This is a genomic window from Aquitalea aquatilis (assembly GCF_005155025.1).
Classification (GTDB): domain Bacteria; phylum Pseudomonadota; class Gammaproteobacteria; order Burkholderiales; family Chromobacteriaceae; genus Aquitalea; species Aquitalea aquatilis.
Window position 1 is genome coordinate 701,945 of the sequence record NZ_CP039731.1, and the last position, 14,824, is coordinate 716,768.

The following is a 14,824-nucleotide window of genomic DNA, read 5'->3' on the forward strand; positions in this document are numbered from 1 at the left end:
ACCTTGGCAGGGTCCTAGCCCCCGGACAGCACCGGGTAAGCCGGCTGCGGCTGGGCGTAAAAACTGCTGGGCGATACCCCCAGCTCGCGCTTGAACATGGTGGCAAAGGCACTGGGGCTGGCATAGCCCAGGTCCAGCGCCACTTCCAGCACACTGGCCCCGCAGGCCAGCTTTTCCAGTGCGGCAATCAGCCTGGCCTGCCGCCGCCACTGCCCCAGCGACAGGCCGGTTTCGCGGCTGAAGCGCCGCTGCAGCGTGCGCGCATCCATGGCCAGTTGCTCAGCCCACTCCTCCACCGAACGCGCATCGCCCGGCTCGGCCTGCAGTACATCACACAAGCCCTGCAAGGCCGGACTTTGCGGCCTGGGCAAAGACAGCGCCAGCGTGGGCAGGCTGCGGATTTCATCCAGCAGCAGCTTCATCAGCCGCTCGTCACGCGAATCCGCCGCATACGGTACGGCAATATCCATGGCGGCCAGAATCAGCTCGCGCAACAAGGGCGAGATGGCCAGCACCCGGCATTCCTGCGGCAGCCCGTCCAGGCTGTCTTCCCGCACATACACCGTGCGCATGCGTACCGCGCTGATCATCCGCACCTGATGCCAGGTGTCGATTGGCAGCCAGATGCCACGGGTGGGCGGCACAATCCATTGCCCCAGCGCCGTGCTCACCACCATCACGCCTTCCACCGCATACAATAATTGAGCCGTCGGGTGGGCATGGCGCGGCGTATCTTCGCCAGCCGGGTAATCGCGGGCCTTGGCCACCACCGGGGCGATGCCGGTGTCGTACTGGTGCAGGTGTTGATAATCTGGCATCGCTGTCATTTTCTCGCAGATGATTGCCCCTCATGCGCAGGACGGGCAGGACACCCCTTGATAGCATGATGAACCCACCACAGCAAGAAGACCTCATCATGACAAGCGCCAGCCAGAGCATGGCCCCGCCGCAGGACACCCGTTTCCGGGTATTGGGTGCCATCAGCTTTACCCATTTCCTCAACGACATGCTGCAGTCGCTGATTCTGGCCATCTACCCGGTACTCAAGGGCGGCTTTCACCTGAGCTTTGCCCAGATCGGCCTGATGACCCTGGTGTACCAGTGCACCGCCTCGCTGCTGCAGCCGCTGGTCGGCATCTATACCGACAAGCGCCCGCTGCCCTATTCGCTGGTATTCGGCATGGGAGCGACGCTGTGCGGGCTGCTGCTGCTGTCGGTCGCCCCCAACTATCACACGCTGTTGATCGCGGCGGCACTGGTGGGGACTGGCTCGTCCATTTTTCACCCGGAATCCTCACGCGTGGCGCGCATGGCCTCGGGTGGCCGCCATGGTCTGGCGCAATCGCTGTTTCAGGTGGGCGGCAATGCCGGTTCTGCCACCGGCCCCTTGCTGGCCGCGCTAGTGGTGTTTCCCTACGGCCAACCCAGCCTGGCCTGGTTTTCGCTGGCGGCCTTGCTCGGCATGCTGGTGCTGTGGCGCATCGGCATCTGGTATAGCCACCAGCAGCGCAGCGCCAAGGCACACAAGGCTGTGGTGCCCACTGGCCTGTCGCCGGGCCGCACTGCCTTCACCCTGGGCATACTGGTGCTGCTGGTCTTTTCCAAGTATTTCTACCTCACCAGCATTACCAGCTATTTCACCTTTTACCTGATGCAGCACTTCGGGCTAGGGGTGCAGGCAGCACAGCTGCACCTGTTCATCTTCCTGTTTGCCGTGGCCGCCGGCACGGTACTGGGTGGCCCGATTGGCGATGCCATCGGCCGCAAGCGGGTGATCTGGTTCTCGATTCTGGGCGTGGCCCCGTTCACCCTGGCGCTGCCGCATGTGGACCTGTTCTGGACCAGCGTGCTGTCCTTCATCATCGGCTTTATCCTGGCATCGGCCTTCTCCGCCATTCTGGTGTACGCGCAGGAGCTGGTGCCGGGCAAGGTGGGCATGGTGTCCGGGCTGTTCTTCGGCTTTGCCTTCGGCATTGGCGGCATCGGCGCGGCCGTACTGGGCAAGGTGGCCGACCACTACGGCATCGAAACCGTGTACCAGCTATGCGCCTTCCTGCCTTTGCTGGGCATCATCACCGTGCTGTTGCCCGATCTGCACCACAAAAAAGCCTGAGCAACGCAGCCCAAAGCAAAACCGGCCATCACGGCCGGTTTTTTTCATGGTGTGGGCTGAGCGGGACTGGCCCCGGCCAGCGGCTGGCAATCCCGCGCCAGCGCCCGCCCGCCACGGGTCAGCAATACCGACTGCTCACCCTTGTTCCACCACACCAGTTGCTGGCTGGCATAGCGTACACCGCTGGCACTGCTCACCCGCACCAGCCGGTAGTGCTGCCCCTGCCAGAGAATACGGATGGGCAGCACATCGGCCACTTCCGGCTGCGGGTATTCCACACTGAGCAGGCGGTGGGCCGCGCACTGGTAATCCACCCGCTGCATGGCAGGTATCGTTTCGGCGGTGCCCGCCTCGCCAGCATTTTCCGGCGACAGGGCTTGTGGTTCGGCCAGCAGCGGCAAGGGCAGCAGGCAGGCCAGCAATACAGGCAAGAACTTCATGGCGCTTCCTTGTCGATGGCATCCCCATTCCACGGGGCCACCTTCAGCAACAACAACATGCCGGGCAAGGCCAGTACGGCGCACAGCAGGAAAAATCCGCCCCAGCCCACGGCATCCACAATATAGCCGGTCGCGGCATTGGCAAAAGTGCGCGGCACGGCAGACAGGCTGGTAAACAGGGCAAACTGGGTGGCGGTATAGGCCGGATGAGTGGTGCGGGCGATAAAGGCGACAAAGGCTGCCGTACCCAGGCCCACGCCCAGTGCCTCGAAACCGATCACCAGCGCCAGCTGGCCTAACTGGACAGGACCAATCTGCTGAAAATGGCCGTAGCTGGCCAGCCAGGCAAAACCCAGTATCGACAGCAACTGCACCACGCCAAACAGCCATAGCGCACGGTTGATGCCCAGCTTCAGCATCCACACCCCGCCCAGCAGGCCACCGATGACCGCCGGCCACAATCCGGCATTCTTGGCCACCAGACCGATCTGTGATTTGGCAAAACCCATGTCCAGATAAAACGGTGTGGCCAGGGCGGTGGCCATGCTGTCACCCAGCTTGTACAGGAAGATAAAGCCCAGAATGGTAGCGGCAGTCTGCCAGCCCTGGCGCTGAATGAATTCGTGAAAGGGCTCCACCACCGCCTCACGCAGCGTCTTGGGCGGTGCAGCGCGCAAGGCAGGCTCACTCACCAGCAGGGTCATCAGCACGCCCGGCAGCATGAACAGGGCACTGATGATGAATACATTCTGCCAACTGGTGTGGTCGGCCAGGATCAGCGACAAAGAGCCCGGCACCAGGCCGGCCAGCCGATAGGCATTGATATGCACCGAGTTGCCCAGCCCCAGTTCGGCATCAGTCAGCAGTTCGCGGCGGTAGGCATCCAGCACGATGTCCTGGCTGGCGGAAAAAAAGGCAACCACCGCTGCCAGCATGGCGATCTGCTGCAGTTGCAGCCGTGGATCGAACAAGCCGAACAAGGCCATGCTGACCAGCAAGGCCAGCTGGCTGAGCAGCATCCAGCCGCGCCGTCGTCCCAGCAGCGGCGGCACGAAACGGTCCAGTAGCGGCGACCACAGGAATTTCCAGGTATAGGGCAGGCCGATCAACGCAAACAGGCCGATGGCCTTGAGGTTGACGCCCTCGCTGCGCAGCCAGGCCGGCAACAGGTTGATCAGCAGATACAGCGGCAGACCGGAGGCAAAACCGGTGAAAACGCAAATCAGCATGCGGCGCGACAAGATGGCCTCGCGCCAGTGCAGGGGAGCTTGTTTCATGAATCCTTGTGGCCGGGGCCAGCAATGCAAAAAGGCGACCGTAGCCGCCTTTGTGGGTCATCGGTACTCAGCCAGGCTGGCGGGCTACCCGGTAAAACGCCAGGCTACCGCGCAGATTGGGCAGGAAATGAATGCGCTTTTCTTCGTTCATCACCACCCGCTCCAGCACACGGATGCCGTTCTTGGCACACAGTGCCTCAAAGTCGCCCAGCATGCACCAGTGAATGTTCGGCGTGTTGTACCACTCGTAGGGAATGGTTTCCGACACCGGCATATGGCCTTGCAGAATCTGCCAGCGGTTTTCCCAGTAGCCGAAATTGGGGAAGGTGACGATGGCCTCGCGGCCCACGCGCAGCATTTCCACCAGAATCTGCTCGGTATTGTGCATGGCCTGGATGGTCTGCGACAACACCACATGGTCGAAGCGCTGGTCTTCGAATTCGGCCAGACCGGTTTCCAGGTTGCCCTGAATGGCGTTGACGCCGGCTTCCACGCAACGCACCACATTGTTGACGTCGAAATCCACGCCGTAGCCACGCACGGCCTTGTGGCGGTTCAGCCAGGACAGCAAGGCACCATCGCCGCAACCCAGGTCCAGCACCCGGCTGGACGGTGCCACCCAGTCGGCAATCAGTTGCAGGTCGGCACGCAAAGTGTTGGTGGCGCTCATGCTGTCACCTCCTCGGCCACGCGGTTCAGATAGGCGCGCATCAGGTTGACATAGGGCTCGTCCAGCATCAGGAAGGCATCATGGCCGTGGACTGATTCGATTTCGCCGTACACCACCTCCTTGTCGGCCGCCACCAGCGCCTTGACGATCTCGCGCGAGCGCTCCGGCGAGAAGCGCCAGTCCGAGGTAAAGCTGGCCACCATGAAGCGGGCCGTGGCCTTTTTCAGCGCGGCCACGATATCGTCGTTCAGATCCTTGGCCGGGTCGAAGTAGTCCAGTGCCTTGGTCATCAAAAGATAGGTATTGGCATCGAAATAATCGGAAAACTTGTCGCCCTGGTAGCGCAGGTAGGATTCGATCTCGAATTCCACCTCGAAGCCAAACTGGTAGTCGCCGCTTTTGAGCATGCGGCCGAATTTCTCGCCCATGCCATCATCGGACAGATAGGTGATATGGCCCAGCATGCGCGCCAGCCGCAGGCCGCGACGCGGGATGGCATCCTGCGCGTAGAAGTCGCCGCCATGGAAATCGGGGTCGGTGAGGATGGCCTGCCGGGCCACATCATTAAACGCGATGTTCTGCGCCGACAGTTTGGGGGCCGAAGCAATCACCAGGGCATGGGCCACCCGCTCCGGGTAGTCGATGCTCCATTGCAAGGCCTGCATGCCGCCCAGGCTGCCGCCGATGATGGCGGCCCAGCGGGCGATGCCCAGCCGGTCGGCCAGCCGCGCCTGCGAGCGCACCCAGTCCGGCACCGTGACCACCGGGAAGGTCGAACCCCAGGGCTGGCCGGTGGCCGGATTAATGGAAGAGGGACCGGTGCTGCCATGGCAGCCACCCAGATTATTCACCCCCACCACAAAGAAACGGTTGGTATCGATGGGCTTGCCGGGGCCGACCATATTGTCCCACCAGCCGGCGGCCTTATCATCGGCAGCATAACGGCCAGCCACATGGTGGTGGCCGGACAGGGCATGGCAGATCAGGATGGCATTGCTGCGCGCAGCGTTCAGCGTGCCATAGGTTTCGAAGCATAGCTGGTAAGTCGGCAACACCGCTGCGCTGGACAGATGCAGCGGGGTATCGAATACCGCTGTCTGCGCCTGCACGATGCCGACGGACCTTGTCAGATCGGACATAGAAAAAAACGCCTCTATTGATTATTGCCCCGCCGGCGGCCGTACCGGCCATTCTCGTTGCGGGGCCTCCTGTAGGCTACGGCTGCTATCATCGCCTGTCTGGCCGATTATATCCATAGCCTTGCTTGCTCCTGAGCGGCCCGCACCGCATAATCGGCCCGGTTTTCCTGCCTGTTACCCGCCATGATCGGTCGCCTGTTCCGCCTCTTGCTGCTGTTTGCCGTGCTGTATGCCATCGCGCGCTGGCTGCTGGACCGGCGTCAGCGGGCAAGCCTGCGTGAATTCATCAGCACCCTGGCCACCGCCCTGCTGGCCGCCTCGGCCATCTTCGTGCTGCTGTACTGGCTGGGTTTTCACCAGCTGTAAGGGCAAGCCTTGATATGGCGCAGTGCCCGGGGCGGCCGCCACGGCTAAGCTGCCTGCTTTGTCCGCTGGCCAGGTGCCGGCGCGGCCTGCGCATCATGGATCTCACCGCTTATCTGCATACCTTTGGCCATTACCTGAAGCGCCGCCACGGCCAGGCGGTGCACAAGCTGTCACTGGCAGGCGACTTTACCTGCCCCAACCGCGACGGCACACTGGGCCGTGGCGGCTGCACCTTCTGCAATGTCAAAAGCTTTGGCCGCGATGCCGGCGAGCTGTCCATCAGCGACCAGATCGCCCGCGAAAAGGGCAAGACTGATCGCGCCCACCGCTATCTCGCTTACTTTCAGGCCTACACCAGCACCTATGCCGAAGTCAGCCGCCTGCGTCAGCTGTATGACGAAGCCACCGCCAGTGCCGATGTGGTGGGCCTGTGCGTGGGCACCCGGCCTGACTGTGTACCGGACAGCGCACTGGAGCTGCTGGCCGATTACCAGGCTGCTGGCAAGGAAGTCTGGCTGGAGCTGGGGCTGCAAACCGCCCACGACCATACCCAGCGGCGCATTCACCGTGGCCACACCCTGGCCGATTACCGTGATGCAGTACGCCGCGCCCAGCAGCACGGCCTGGCGGTGTGTACCCACCTGATTGCCGGTCTGCCCGGCGAAGACACCGCCGATGTGCATGCCACACTGGAAACCGTGCTGGAAATCGGCGTACAGGGGCTGAAACTGCACCCGCTGATGATCGTGCGCGGCAGCCGCATGGCGGCGCAATACCAGCGCGGCGAAGTGTCGGCCATGGCGCTGGACGACTATGCCAGCCTGGCGGCCTCGCTGATCCGCCATACGCCACCCGAGGTGGTGTTCCACCGGATATCGGCCACGGCACAGGCCCCCACCCTGATTGCGCCGGACTGGTGCGGACCACGCTGGAGCGCCCTGCAAGCCATCGCCGCCCTGCTGGCGCGTGACGGCGGCCAGGGCAGTGCACTGGGGCGCGGCTGGCTGGCTGCCACGGCCTGAGGACAAATTAGTTACTGGCTATCGATCAGCCAAGAACAATCGTAAAGTTTGCATGTCAGATTCTCCTTGTTGCTGCGACAAAGAAACACAGCACCGGAGAAACCATCATGCTCATCCAGAAACCTGCCGACATCGCCCCCTCGGAAATCACCCCCGAAGGCGTCTATTTCAATCGCCGCCAGTTCATGCTGGGCAGTGCCGGGCTGCTGCTGTCCGGTGAAACCCTGGCCGCACTGGCGGGCAAGAAAAGCCCGCTGTCCAGCGCGGACAAGCCCAACAGCCTGAAAGAGATCAGCACCTATAACAACTACTACGAATTCGGCACCGACAAGAGCGAGCCGGCGATGTATGCCGGCAGCCTGAAAACCCGGCCGTGGAATGTGGTGGTGGATGGCGAAGTGGGCAAGGCGCGCAGCTTTGGCATCGAAGAACTGCTGAAGCAGCCGCTGGAAGAACGCATCTACCGCCTGCGCTGTGTGGAAGGCTGGAGCATGGTGATTCCGTGGATAGGCTTTCCGCTGGCCAGCCTGCTCAAACAGGTCGCCCCCACTTCACGCGCCAAATACGTGGCCTTTGAAACCCTGCAGCGCCCGGCCGAGATGCCCGGCCAGCGCAGCCGCGTGCTGGACTGGCCTTACCGCGAAGGCCTGCGCATGGACGAAGCCATGCACCCGCTCACCATTCTGGCCGTCGGCCTCTACAACGATGTACTGCCCAACCAGAACGGCGCGCCCATCCGCCTGGTGGTGCCGTGGAAGTATGGCTTCAAGAGCATCAAGTCCATCGTGCGCATTCATTTGCAGGAGCAGATGCCGGCCACCAGCTGGAATATGGCCAATGCCCGCGAATACGGCTTCTATTCCAATGTGAATCCAGATGTAGACCACCCGCGCTGGAGCCAGGCCAGCGAACGGCGCATCGGTGAATTCCTCAAGCGCAAAACCCTGCCATTCAACGGCTATGGCGATCAGGTCGCCAGCCTGTATCGCGGCATGGACCTGCGGCGGAATTTCTGACATGACCACCCTGCGCATGAAAAACCCTGCCACCAGCCGCCAGCCTGTCCGCTTCAACTGGCTGAAAATCGCCGTATTCCTGCTGGCCTTGCTGCCGCTGGCCCGCGCGGCGTGGATCGTGCTGTCCGGCGCAGCCATCAATCCGGTGGAGTTCATCACCCGCTCCACCGGCACCTGGACGCTGAGCTTTTTGCTGATCACCCTGGCCATCAGCCCTTTGCGCCAGCTTTCCGGCTGGAGCTGGCCGCTGCGCCTGCGCCGCATGCTGGGGCTGTATGCCTTCTTTTACGGCAGCCTGCATTTCACCACCTATATCTGGCTGGACCAGTTCTTTGACTGGCCCGGCATGCTGCACGACATCGCCAAGCGGCCCTTCATCACCGTCGGCTTTGCCGCCATGCTGCTGATGACACCGCTGGCCATCACCTCCACCCAGGGCTGGATGCGCCGGCTCAAGCGCAACTGGGGGCGGTTGCACCGGCTGATTTACCCGATCGCACTGCTGGGGGTATTGCATTACTGGTGGCTGGTGAAAAAAGACCTGACCCAGCCCCTGCTGTATGGCAGCGTGCTGGCGGTGTTGCTGGGCTGGCGCTTATATCGGCGGCTACGGCAGCCTTAAACCGGCAGCACCTGCTGGAAATGTTCCACCACCGGAAACGGCTGATAGAAATGATGCAGCAGCCGTTTCCACTCCTGATAAGCCGCTGACTGACGAAAACCCTGCTCATGCGCGGCCACGCTGTCCCAGCCCACCAGCAGCAGGTATTTGCCCTCGACTTCCAGACAGCGTTGCAACTGGTGCCAGCGATAACCCAGCATGCTGGCAATAATGGCTTGCGCCTGGGCAAAGGCGGCTTCGAACTCCTGCTGCATGCCGGCTTTCACCTGCAGCATGGCGGCTTCCAGAATCATGACAGTTCCCTGCTTAAAACCTCAGCATGCCACAAGCCACACGGTTTGCAGTTGATCGCCGCAGCCACTAAAGTAGCGCTTTTGCAGTGGATAGACGGATATGTCCAAGGAAAAGACGCCGGTCACCCAGGCCATTCGCGTGCTGCGCGAACACAAGGTGGAGTACAGCGAGCATCTGTACAAATACGAAGACAAGGGCGGCACCACGGTGTCGGCGCGCGAGCTGGGTGTGGACGAGCATTGCGTGGTGAAGACGCTGATCATGGAAGACGAGCAGAAGCGGCCCTTGATCGTACTGATGCACGGCGACCGCGAGGTGGGCACCGGCATGCTGGCCAAGCAGATCGGCGTGAAAAAGGTCAGCCCCTGCGACCCGAAAACCGCCGACAAGCACAGCGGCTACCAGGTGGGTGGCACCAGCCCCTTCGGCACCCGCCACCCCATGCCGGTCTATATGGAAAGCAGCATTGCCCAGCTGCCACGCATTTACATCAATGGTGGCAAACGCGGTTTTCTGATCGGCATTGCACCGCAGGAAGTCATCCGCGTGTTGCAACCGGTGCTGGTACAGGCATCGGCCTGATCAAGCCACTCAAGCGGCGCGGTTGATACGGCGGCGATAGGCGCTGCGGAAGACAAAACCCAGCAGCAGAAACCCCGCCATGCACCAGGCCAGGTTCAGGGTGCTGCCCCACACCAGCGGGGCCACCACGCCGGCCACGATGCTGGACAGCATGGTCTGCAAAAAGCCCTGCAAGGATGACACCGTGCCACGCAGCGCCGGAAACTGGTCCATCAGGTTGAGCGTGATGGACGGTGCCGCCAGCGACATGCCGGTGGTGTACAGCGCCAGCGGCAACACCGCCCACGGCATGGCCGCCTGCAGCGCCAGCAGGTTGTAGGCCAGATTGGCCGTGGCCGCGGCAAACATCAGCACATAGCCCAGCGTGACGATTTCACGCGCTCCGCGTCGGCCGGCCATCTTGCCGGACAAAAAAGCGCCGAACATGATGCCGGACACCGCCGGGCCAAACATCCACAAAAACTGGTCCGGCCGCAGATGCAGGTGTTGCAGCAGAAACACCGGTGCCGACGGGATATACAGAAAGAAACCGGCAAAATTGCAGGACACGGCAGCCGCCAGCAACTGGAAATCGCGCTTGCGCAAGACCTCCAGATAATTTTGCAGCAGCGAGCGCCAGGCCAATGGCGTACGCAAATGGGCGTGATGGGTTTCGTCCAGCGCAAACCAGCTCATCCCGAACAGCGCCAGGCCGATCAGCGCCATGAACACGAAAATGGAGTGCCAGCCAAAAGCACCAAACAACCAGCCGCCCACCACCGGCGCAATGGCCGGCGACAGTGAAAACAGCATGGTCACCTGCGACATCAGCCGTTGCGCCTCGGCACCATCCAGTTTGTCGCGGATGATGGCCCGCCCCACCACCAGCCCGGCCCCGCCACACAGCCCCTGCAAACCACGAAACAACAGCAGCCAGCCCAGTGAGGGGGCCAGCGCACAGCCCAGCGAGGCCAGACTGAACAGCAAGGTGGTGGCCAGCACCACCGGCCGGCGGCCAATGGCATCGGAAATCGAGCCGTGCCACAGCATCATCACCGCATAGCACAAGAGGTAGACGGTCAGAGCCTGTTGCATTTGCAGCGGCGAAGCGGACAAGGACTGGCCGATCGCCTGCATGGCAGGCAAAAAGGTGTCGATCGAGAAGGGGCCCAGCGTGGACAGGGCCGCCAGTAACATGGCCAAACCGAAATGGCTGCGGGCGGAGTGCGACATGAAAATCCGATAAGAACAGGTGGGGGCGGCCCATGTTACCGCCCGGCCCGCACAAAGCCAAACCCTTGGCGAGTGCGGCTGGCTGGGCGAGAATGCGCGCCGGGCGAAAACAGTGATACGTGGCGCGCGATCAACACTACACAAAGAAAAAGTTTTCTGCCTAAGATGGAAGTTGCTGACCCAACCCGCCGCGCCCTGGCGGCGCAGCGCGGCCCTGCCTTGCACCACCGTGTGCGGCAGCACCCTCTTCCTGCCCCACCATAATCAAAAGGGAGACCATGCATGATCCGTCTATACCATAACCCGCGCTGTTCCAAGTCGCGCGAGGCCCTGGCACTGCTACAAGAAGCCGGTGCCGAGGTCGAAGTGATCGAGTACCTTAAACACCCACCAACCGCAGCAGAACTGGACCACATCCTCATCCTGCTGCAACTGGAACCGCGTGACCTCTTGCGCACCAAGGAAGAGGAATACGAAACCCTGTGCCTGGACGACATCACGCTGGAGCGCGAGTCGCTGATCGAAACCATGGTGGACAATCCCATGCTGATCGAGCGCCCGATTGCCGTCAGCGCCGACATGGCCGTGGTGGGCCGTCCGCCCGAAAAGGTACTCAGCCTGCTGAATCGCTAAGCCACCGACCCACCCGATTCACCCCGCGCTCAGCTAGAACACCAGGCGATTTCGCCTGGTGTTTTTCATTGGCCCGGCCGCTCATTTGTCGTAGTAAAGCTACAGCAAGGCCTCGGCGCAATGACTTTGATCCAAATAATAACTTGAAAAATAATAACGCCCGTTACTAAAATGCCTTCCATGAACAAATCATTCCATCATCTGGAACAGGCAGTCGACCGCATCGAAAACCGCTTTCCCGGCGTGCCGCGCCAGGAAGTGATTCTCACGCGGCTGTACTACCACATCATGCCGCGCCTCACCTGCTATCTGAATGAGGGCATGAAGGAATACGGCCTCAACGAGTCGCTGTGGATGTCGCTGCTGGCCATGTATGCCTGCCCGCAGCAAAACCTGTTTCCGTCCGACATCAGCGATACGCTCGACTCCTCGCGCACCAATGCCACGCGCATTGTCGACGAACTGGTGCGCAATGACTGGGCCACGCGGATTCCCTGTGCCGAAGATCGCCGCAAGATCGGCCTGGAACTGACGGCCAAGGGCCTGGCACTGGTGGAAGAGCTGCTGCCAATCTCCCGCGCCAGCCATCGCGCACTGTGGCAGGACTTCGACGACGAGGAACGGCAGCTGATGGAAAAGATGATGCGCAAACTGCTGGCCAGACTGGGCGGCTGAAGCGCAGCCGCTTCGACCAGATGGCCACCCGAGTGGCTGTCATGCTGCGCACAAATAATAACTTGAGTGACTATCACACCATCAATCATCATGATGGAATCTGGAGACCCACAAGGTGAATAAACCCAATTGGCAGCAGACCGCCGGCCTGCTGATGCTTACCGCCATGCTGGGTGGCTGCGCCGGTTTCGGCGACGACACCAACCCGGCCCGGCCGCTGTCTGCGACCCAGCTGCAGTTGGGCGAGCATGCAGCCAGCCAGGTACACGCCGGCTGGTGGCAGCAACTGAATGATCCGGCGCTCAACCAGCTGATTGACACCGCGCTACAGCAAGCGCCGTCGCTGAAAGTGGCCGATGCCCGCCTGCGTGAAGCACGCAGCGCCGTGGGCATGGCCCAAAGCAAGGAAGGCCCGCAAGTCGAGGCCAGTGCCAATCTCGACCGTGAGCGCTATTCGCTGTACGGCCTGCTGCCGCCGCCCATCGGTGGCAACTACTACAACGTCTATACCATGTCGCTGGGTGCCAGCTGGGAAATCGACTTCTGGGGCAAGCACCGCGCCGCGGTAAAAGCCGCGCTGGGCAACCAGCAAGCCATCGCCCTGGAAGGCCAGCAGGCTCGCCTGGTCATCACCCAGGCGGTGATTGCCCAGTACACCAGCCTGCAACGCATCCAGGAACAAGCCCGGCTGCTGCAGGCACGCCAGCAACTGGCACAAAGCCAGCTGGCACTGACCCATGCCCGCGTCACCGCCGGCCTGCTACCCGGCGACAGCCTGCGTGAGCGTGAAATCCAGCTCAAGCGCCTGAGCCAGCAGAGCAGTGCCTTGGCCAACGATGCCGACCATGCCCGTCATGCGCTGGCGGCACTGACCGGTCAGCCGCCCAATGCATTGTCCAGCCTCAAGCCCGGCCAGTTACGCCCTGCTCCGGCCCTGCCCGAGGCAGCACTGACGCTGGACATCCTCAGCCAGCGCCCGGACATCGTGGCCCAGCGTGAGCGTGTGGAGGCCATGAACCAGTCAGTCAAGGCGGCCAAGGCAGAGTTCTACCCCAATGTTTCGCTGTCGGCCTTTATCGGCCAGTCGGCACTGGAAACCTCGAATCTGTTCAATACCGGCTCCAAGATCGTCGGCATCACCCCGGCCATTCACTTGCCGATTTTCACCTCCGGCGCATTGCAGGCCAATCTGGCTTCCAGCCGCGCCCGCTACGACATCGCGGTGGAAAACTACAACCAGACCGTGCTGGATGCGCTGCGCGATGCGGCAGACAGCCTGTCCACCTGGCAGAAAACCGCCAGCCAGTTGTCCGACGCCCACCAGGCGACACAGCTGAGCCGCAAGGCCTCCGACTCCACCGTGCTGCGCTTCAAGGCCGGTCTGGTCAACAAGCTGGCCGTACTGGATGCACAGGAAGCCGACCTCAACCAGCAAGCCGGCAAGGTCGACGCCACCGCGGCCAACCGCCTGGCCTGGGCCGCACTGAATACCGCACTGGGCGGGGGTTTCGCCACCAGTGAAACCACCCAACAAGCCCGCTAAGGACACCCATCATGGATAAGCAGATCGAGACGGCAAAAAGCCGCAAACGCAATCTTTTTGTCGCCACCGGCATCATCGCCGCCCTGGCCATCGGCTACGGTGCCTACTGGGGCCTGGTGCTGAGCCATCAGGAAAATACCGACGACGCCTATGTCGCCGGCCACATGGTGCAGCTGACCCCGGAAGTGGGCGGCACCGTGGTGAAGATTGCCGCCGAAGATACCGACCGCGTCAACAGCGGCCAGACCGTGGTGGCTTTTGACAACAGCGATGCCAAGCTGGCCTTCGAGCGCGCCCGCAATGAATTTGCCCAGACCGTGCGCGAAACCCGCCAGCTGATGACCAGCACCCAGCAACTGGCCGCCCAGGTTGCCGTGCGCGAAGCCGAACTGAGCAAGGCCCAGGCCGACCTGAAGCGCCGTGAAACCCTGGCCGGCTCCGATGCCATCTCCAGCGAAGAACTGGGCCATGCCCGCGATGCGGTCAGCACCGCCAAGGCCGCGCTGGACGCCGCCCGCGAACAGGCCAAGGCCACCGAAGCCCTGGTAGGCAAGGACGTACTGGCCAAGCAGCCAAACGTACAACGTGCCGCCAGCAAGCTGAAGGAAGCCTGGCTGGCGCTGCAACGCACTGAAGTAAAAGCACCGGTTTCCGGCTATGTGGCCCGCCGCAATGTACAGGTCGGCCAGCGCGTGGCCGCCGGCACGCCGCTGATGGTGGTGGTCCCGCTGGAAAGCGTATGGGTGGATGCCAACTTCAAGGAAGTACAGCTGGCCAAGATCCGTATCGGCCAGGACGTGGAGCTGACGGCCGACTTGTACGGCAGCAAGGTGAGCTATCACGGCAAGGTGCAGGGCCTGTCGGCCGGCACCGGCAGTGCCTTCTCGCTGCTGCCGGCGCAAAACGCCACCGGCAACTGGATCAAGGTGGTGCAGCGCGTGCCGGTACGTATCCAGCTTGACCCCAAGGAGCTGAAGGAACACCCGCTGCGCGTGGGCCTGTCGGTGGATGCCGTGGTCGACATCTCCAAGCAGGATGGCGCTTCCCTGGCTGATGCGCCGCGCACCACCCCGGCACAGGAAACCCATGCCCTGACGCCAGACCTGAAACAGGCTGACGAACTGGTCGCCAGCCTGCTGGCCGCCAACGCCCAGTAATCTCCCGGCCGCTACCGGCTGCGGCAACATGCCGCGCCGGCAGCGCCGTCTTGAGGACTTTCC

At 62.3% G+C, this 14,824-nt stretch carries 17 protein-coding genes; 10 read left to right on the plus strand and 7 right to left on the minus strand.

Annotated features, from left to right (window positions below; all coding sequences use genetic code 11):
* Positions 1 to 14: 14 nt before the first annotated feature.
* Positions 15 to 818, minus strand: a complete 804-nt coding sequence (locus tag FAZ30_RS03210; protein ID WP_124644571.1) for an AraC family transcriptional regulator — start codon at positions 816 to 818, stop codon at positions 15 to 17.
* Positions 819 to 916: 98 nt separating this feature from the next.
* Between FAZ30_RS03210 and FAZ30_RS03215 the strand changes: the two genes are divergently transcribed.
* Positions 917 to 2,113 carry an MFS transporter gene (locus FAZ30_RS03215; RefSeq protein WP_124644570.1) on the plus strand — a complete coding sequence of 399 codons (1,197 nt, stop codon included), beginning with the start codon at positions 917 to 919 and terminating at the stop codon, positions 2,111 to 2,113.
* A 44-nt stretch (positions 2,114 to 2,157) separates the two neighbouring features.
* Here the strand turns inward: FAZ30_RS03215 and FAZ30_RS03220 are convergent, their stop codons facing one another.
* The 4 genes from FAZ30_RS03220 to metX all read right to left on the minus strand — a co-directional run bounded on the left by FAZ30_RS03220 (position 2,158) and on the right by metX (position 5,639).
* On the minus strand, positions 2,158 to 2,553 hold the full coding sequence (locus tag FAZ30_RS03220) for an MliC family protein (protein WP_124644569.1): 396 nt from the start codon (positions 2,551 to 2,553) through the stop codon (positions 2,158 to 2,160).
* On the minus strand, positions 2,550 to 3,830 hold the full coding sequence (locus FAZ30_RS03225; RefSeq protein WP_124644568.1) for an AmpG family muropeptide MFS transporter: 1,281 nt from the start codon (positions 3,828 to 3,830) through the stop codon (positions 2,550 to 2,552). Before FAZ30_RS03225 ends, FAZ30_RS03220 begins: the two co-directional genes overlap by 4 nt.
* A 67-nt stretch (positions 3,831 to 3,897) precedes the next feature.
* Positions 3,898 to 4,500, minus strand: a complete 603-nt coding sequence (metW, locus tag FAZ30_RS03230; RefSeq protein WP_124644567.1) for a methionine biosynthesis protein MetW — start codon at positions 4,498 to 4,500, stop codon at positions 3,898 to 3,900.
* The gene (gene metX, locus FAZ30_RS03235) at positions 4,497 to 5,639 is read right to left on the minus strand and encodes a homoserine O-succinyltransferase MetX (protein ID WP_124644566.1); all 1,143 of its coding nucleotides are present in this window, start codon (positions 5,637 to 5,639) and stop codon (positions 4,497 to 4,499) included. The genes metW and metX overlap by 4 nt, the downstream gene beginning before the upstream one ends.
* Before the next feature lie 183 nt (positions 5,640 to 5,822).
* Between metX and FAZ30_RS03240 the strand changes: the two genes are divergently transcribed.
* The 4 genes from FAZ30_RS03240 (at position 5,823) to FAZ30_RS03255 (ending at position 8,665) form a co-directional block, all read left to right on the plus strand.
* The gene (locus FAZ30_RS03240) at positions 5,823 to 6,005 is read left to right on the plus strand and encodes a protein MIGRI (protein WP_059284412.1); all 183 of its coding nucleotides are present in this window, start codon (positions 5,823 to 5,825) and stop codon (positions 6,003 to 6,005) included.
* Between the two features lie 95 nt (positions 6,006 to 6,100).
* Positions 6,101 to 7,027 (plus strand): tRNA modification radical SAM protein MnmL/YtqA, encoded by a 927-nt coding sequence (mnmL, locus tag FAZ30_RS03245; protein ID WP_137008690.1) that lies wholly within the window; start codon positions 6,101 to 6,103, stop codon positions 7,025 to 7,027.
* 107 nt (positions 7,028 to 7,134) lie between these two features.
* The gene (msrP, locus tag FAZ30_RS03250; RefSeq protein ID WP_124644564.1) at positions 7,135 to 8,043 is read left to right on the plus strand and encodes a protein-methionine-sulfoxide reductase catalytic subunit MsrP; all 909 of its coding nucleotides are present in this window, start codon (positions 7,135 to 7,137) and stop codon (positions 8,041 to 8,043) included.
* Between the two features lies 1 nt (position 8,044).
* Positions 8,045 to 8,665, plus strand: coding sequence for a protein-methionine-sulfoxide reductase heme-binding subunit MsrQ (locus FAZ30_RS03255; RefSeq protein WP_124644563.1), 621 nt, complete (start codon positions 8,045 to 8,047; stop codon positions 8,663 to 8,665).
* On the opposite strand, the gene FAZ30_RS03260 is transcribed toward FAZ30_RS03255, so the two are convergent.
* Positions 8,662 to 8,958, minus strand: coding sequence for an antibiotic biosynthesis monooxygenase family protein (locus FAZ30_RS03260; protein WP_124644562.1), 297 nt, complete (start codon positions 8,956 to 8,958; stop codon positions 8,662 to 8,664). The genes FAZ30_RS03255 and FAZ30_RS03260 overlap by 4 nt on opposite strands.
* Before the next feature lie 100 nt (positions 8,959 to 9,058).
* On the opposite strand from FAZ30_RS03260, the gene ybaK reads away from it, so the two are divergent.
* Positions 9,059 to 9,541 carry a Cys-tRNA(Pro) deacylase gene (gene ybaK, locus FAZ30_RS03265; protein ID WP_124644561.1) on the plus strand — a complete coding sequence of 161 codons (483 nt, stop codon included), beginning with the start codon at positions 9,059 to 9,061 and terminating at the stop codon, positions 9,539 to 9,541.
* A gap of 9 nt (positions 9,542 to 9,550) precedes the next feature.
* On the opposite strand, the gene FAZ30_RS03270 is transcribed toward ybaK, so the two are convergent.
* Positions 9,551 to 10,753, minus strand: a complete 1,203-nt coding sequence (locus tag FAZ30_RS03270; RefSeq protein ID WP_124644560.1) for a multidrug effflux MFS transporter — start codon at positions 10,751 to 10,753, stop codon at positions 9,551 to 9,553.
* Positions 10,754 to 11,035: 282 nt separating this feature from the next.
* Here FAZ30_RS03270 and arsC point away from each other — a divergent pair, with 282 nt between their 5' ends.
* The 4 genes from arsC (at position 11,036) to FAZ30_RS03290 (ending at position 14,761) form a co-directional block, all read left to right on the plus strand.
* A complete protein-coding gene (gene arsC, locus FAZ30_RS03275) occupies positions 11,036 to 11,386 on the plus strand; it encodes an arsenate reductase (glutaredoxin) (RefSeq protein ID WP_137008692.1) in 351 nt (116 codons plus the stop codon).
* Positions 11,387 to 11,566: 180 nt separating this feature from the next.
* Complete coding sequence (locus tag FAZ30_RS03280; protein WP_137008694.1) at positions 11,567 to 12,061, plus strand: MarR family transcriptional regulator; 495 nt, start codon at positions 11,567 to 11,569, stop codon at positions 12,059 to 12,061.
* 115 nt (positions 12,062 to 12,176) lie between these two features.
* Positions 12,177 to 13,604 carry an efflux transporter outer membrane subunit gene (locus FAZ30_RS03285; RefSeq protein WP_233578553.1) on the plus strand — a complete coding sequence of 476 codons (1,428 nt, stop codon included), beginning with the start codon at positions 12,177 to 12,179 and terminating at the stop codon, positions 13,602 to 13,604.
* 11 nt (positions 13,605 to 13,615) lie between these two features.
* On the plus strand, positions 13,616 to 14,761 hold the full coding sequence (locus FAZ30_RS03290) for an HlyD/EmrA/EmrK family protein (RefSeq protein ID WP_137008696.1): 1,146 nt from the start codon (positions 13,616 to 13,618) through the stop codon (positions 14,759 to 14,761).
* Positions 14,762 to 14,824: the final 63 nt, after the last annotated feature.

Excerpts from the sequence above, each read along its gene's own strand:
- ybaK (WP_124644561.1), top strand. The coding sequence starts at position 9,059 with ATGTCCAAGGAAAAGACGCCGGTCACCCAGGCCATTCGCGTGCTGCGC.
- FAZ30_RS03225 (WP_124644568.1), bottom strand. The coding sequence starts at position 3,830 with ATGAAACAAGCTCCCCTGCACTGGCGCGAGGCCATCTTGTCGCGCCGC.
- FAZ30_RS03290 (WP_137008696.1), top strand. The coding sequence starts at position 13,616 with ATGGATAAGCAGATCGAGACGGCAAAAAGCCGCAAACGCAATCTTTTT.
- FAZ30_RS03255 (WP_124644563.1), top strand. The coding sequence starts at position 8,045 with ATGACCACCCTGCGCATGAAAAACCCTGCCACCAGCCGCCAGCCTGTC.
- arsC (WP_137008692.1), top strand. The coding sequence starts at position 11,036 with ATGATCCGTCTATACCATAACCCGCGCTGTTCCAAGTCGCGCGAGGCC.
- FAZ30_RS03270 (WP_124644560.1), bottom strand. The coding sequence starts at position 10,753 with ATGTCGCACTCCGCCCGCAGCCATTTCGGTTTGGCCATGTTACTGGCG.
- metW (WP_124644567.1), bottom strand. The coding sequence starts at position 4,500 with ATGAGCGCCACCAACACTTTGCGTGCCGACCTGCAACTGATTGCCGAC.
- FAZ30_RS03240 (WP_059284412.1), top strand. The coding sequence starts at position 5,823 with ATGATCGGTCGCCTGTTCCGCCTCTTGCTGCTGTTTGCCGTGCTGTAT.
- FAZ30_RS03210 (WP_124644571.1), bottom strand. The coding sequence starts at position 818 with ATGCCAGATTATCAACACCTGCACCAGTACGACACCGGCATCGCCCCG.
- msrP (WP_124644564.1), top strand. The coding sequence starts at position 7,135 with ATGCTCATCCAGAAACCTGCCGACATCGCCCCCTCGGAAATCACCCCC.
- FAZ30_RS03215 (WP_124644570.1), top strand. The coding sequence starts at position 917 with ATGACAAGCGCCAGCCAGAGCATGGCCCCGCCGCAGGACACCCGTTTC.
- FAZ30_RS03260 (WP_124644562.1), bottom strand. The coding sequence starts at position 8,958 with ATGATTCTGGAAGCCGCCATGCTGCAGGTGAAAGCCGGCATGCAGCAG.
- metX (WP_124644566.1), bottom strand. The coding sequence starts at position 5,639 with ATGTCCGATCTGACAAGGTCCGTCGGCATCGTGCAGGCGCAGACAGCG.
- FAZ30_RS03280 (WP_137008694.1), top strand. The coding sequence starts at position 11,567 with ATGAACAAATCATTCCATCATCTGGAACAGGCAGTCGACCGCATCGAA.
- FAZ30_RS03220 (WP_124644569.1), bottom strand. The coding sequence starts at position 2,553 with ATGAAGTTCTTGCCTGTATTGCTGGCCTGCCTGCTGCCCTTGCCGCTG.
- mnmL (WP_137008690.1), top strand. The coding sequence starts at position 6,101 with ATGGATCTCACCGCTTATCTGCATACCTTTGGCCATTACCTGAAGCGC.